At 58.1% G+C, this 1825-nt stretch carries 2 protein-coding genes; one reads left to right on the top strand and one right to left on the bottom strand.

Annotated elements, in window-relative coordinates; genetic code table 11:
- Positions 1-83: 83 nt before the first annotated feature.
- Positions 84-884, bottom strand: a complete 801-nt coding sequence (locus tag MHX64_RS11840) for a class I SAM-dependent methyltransferase (protein ID WP_239357640.1) — start codon at positions 882-884, stop codon at positions 84-86.
- Between the two features lie 232 nt (positions 885-1116).
- On the opposite strand from MHX64_RS11840, the gene MHX64_RS11835 reads away from it, so the two are divergent.
- Positions 1117-1635 carry a DUF1707 domain-containing protein gene (locus tag MHX64_RS11835; protein WP_239357643.1) on the top strand — a complete coding sequence of 173 codons (519 nt, stop codon included), beginning with the start codon at positions 1117-1119 and terminating at the stop codon, positions 1633-1635.
- Positions 1636-1825: the final 190 nt, after the last annotated feature.

The raw sequence follows: 1825 nt of genomic DNA, 5'->3' as shown, positions 1-1825 counted from the left end.
AGGAGGCCATTTGCAGCGATAGCATGCGGAACACCTACAAGTAAAAGCATGCGAAATATCTACGAGTGAAGGAGTCATCGCGCCTAGGGTTCAATGGCGAGGACGAAAACCGATCCGTACCCTTGATGAGGCAATTCAGTCTTCTGTAGCGAAGAACGGGTATCGAGGTAGTAGTGCAATTGGTAGGGCCTGCCGATACTCTCGGCAACCGATTTTAAACGATCAGGAGTAAACGATGCGTTGTACTGGTCTGTGAAGAACGTCGCCGCGTGCACCAGATGCTTGAATACCGGCTTCACGCTACCAGCCCGGAGCAAATCAATGATGAGGATATGGGAGCGCCCACGGCATTCCTGCGCAAGCTGGCGCAGCTCTTCTTCGGGGTTATCCCACAGTGCGAAGTTTAACGACGAGCACACGATATCTGGCCCATCTCCACCACGTGCAGCAAGCAGGTTCACTACTTCTGAAGCCCGCGCCTCGATAACGCGATGCGCCTTGCCATCAGCGCCGGCCCGGGCTGCGTTGTCGCGGGGGTGTGGGTCAAAACCCGTATAGCTGAGTTCGGAATACCGTTGAGAGAGTCGCCCAGCAAGCAATCCTTCACCGCATCCGATATCCCAGACTTCTAGCTCTTCTGCCGTCTCTACAATTTCCCGGATGCGGTCTTCAGTGAATCGTACGAACCGCACTTCAAGGGGACCGTCATGCTTTTGGGCGATCCGCAGTTTTCGTGGATCGCGGTACCACTCACGTGCCCGAGCAGCGAGCTGATCTGCGTCCGTGTGGTCCGGTTGTGAGGAAGGGTGCCGCGCGTCGGTGCCCTTGCGGCGCAGACTAACGGCGAGCCCGCCCGCCGCAGCCATCACCAAGAGCCCCAGCACAACTCCTGAGCGTTGCCTTAGCCCCGGGAAGCCTCGCGAGTGCTCCACGACTGTTGATTTTGACCACGACATCGAATTCCCCTTACCAAAGCCGATGGCAGCATCTCGAACCTTGCGGTCCTCATTTTACATTTGGAAAGGAATTGATCCCCTAAAAACCGTCGCCATTTGTCCGGTACGATTCTTACCATAATCTCGGTACCGTGAGACAACCGAACTGCTAGGAGGAAACGTGGGGCCAGGAAACGAAGTCCGAATCGGCGATGCACAGCGCAACGAGGCGCTTGACAGGCTTGGCACGCTTTTCGCAGACGGCTATCTTTCCATCGGGGAATTCGAGCAAAGGACGTCGCAAGCAGCCAGTGCCCGCACCCGAGGAGAATTAGAGGCAATACTCGGTGATCTTCCCGTCGCCGGCAACGAAAACCAGACCGCACGACGCCTCCAACCTCAGGTGGATCTATCAGAGCTCGACCGCATGATGGCCAGAAAGAAGCGACTGAATGCCGCCCTCGGAGCGCTCTGGCTCGGAGCACTGCTCGTCTTTTTCGTTGGGCTCTTCGTACTCCAGGTGCCATACGTTTGGCTCGCGTTCCCGATTGCCGGTGTGCTGACAGCGGTGATCTATGCGTTGTCGGGTATCAGCAGTGACGAAGAAGAAGTTCTGGACCAGATCGAAGATGACCAGCGCACCGAACGCGCAGAGCGCCTGCGAGTTGCCCACGAGCGACGCAAACAGCTTGGAAGGTGAGTTTCCTCGCACCGCCTCGATGGCTCCGAAACACCGCTGAACCAACGCCGTCGCCATCGCGCCTGATATAGTGTTCAGCCATGGACGCACCTCGGCGCGCAACCGCGGCAGCTGCAGCCACGCTCGCTGCGGCGACGCTCGCCGGCTGCTCGGCCGGTCACACCGCCACCAACGCCGCGAAACTCAGCGC

It is taken from the genome of Corynebacterium sp. ACRPZ (genome assembly GCF_022346205.1).
Taxonomy (GTDB): domain Bacteria; phylum Actinomycetota; class Actinomycetes; order Mycobacteriales; family Mycobacteriaceae; genus Corynebacterium; species Corynebacterium lehmanniae.
This window is presented reverse-complemented; position numbering and strand designations above follow the sequence as displayed.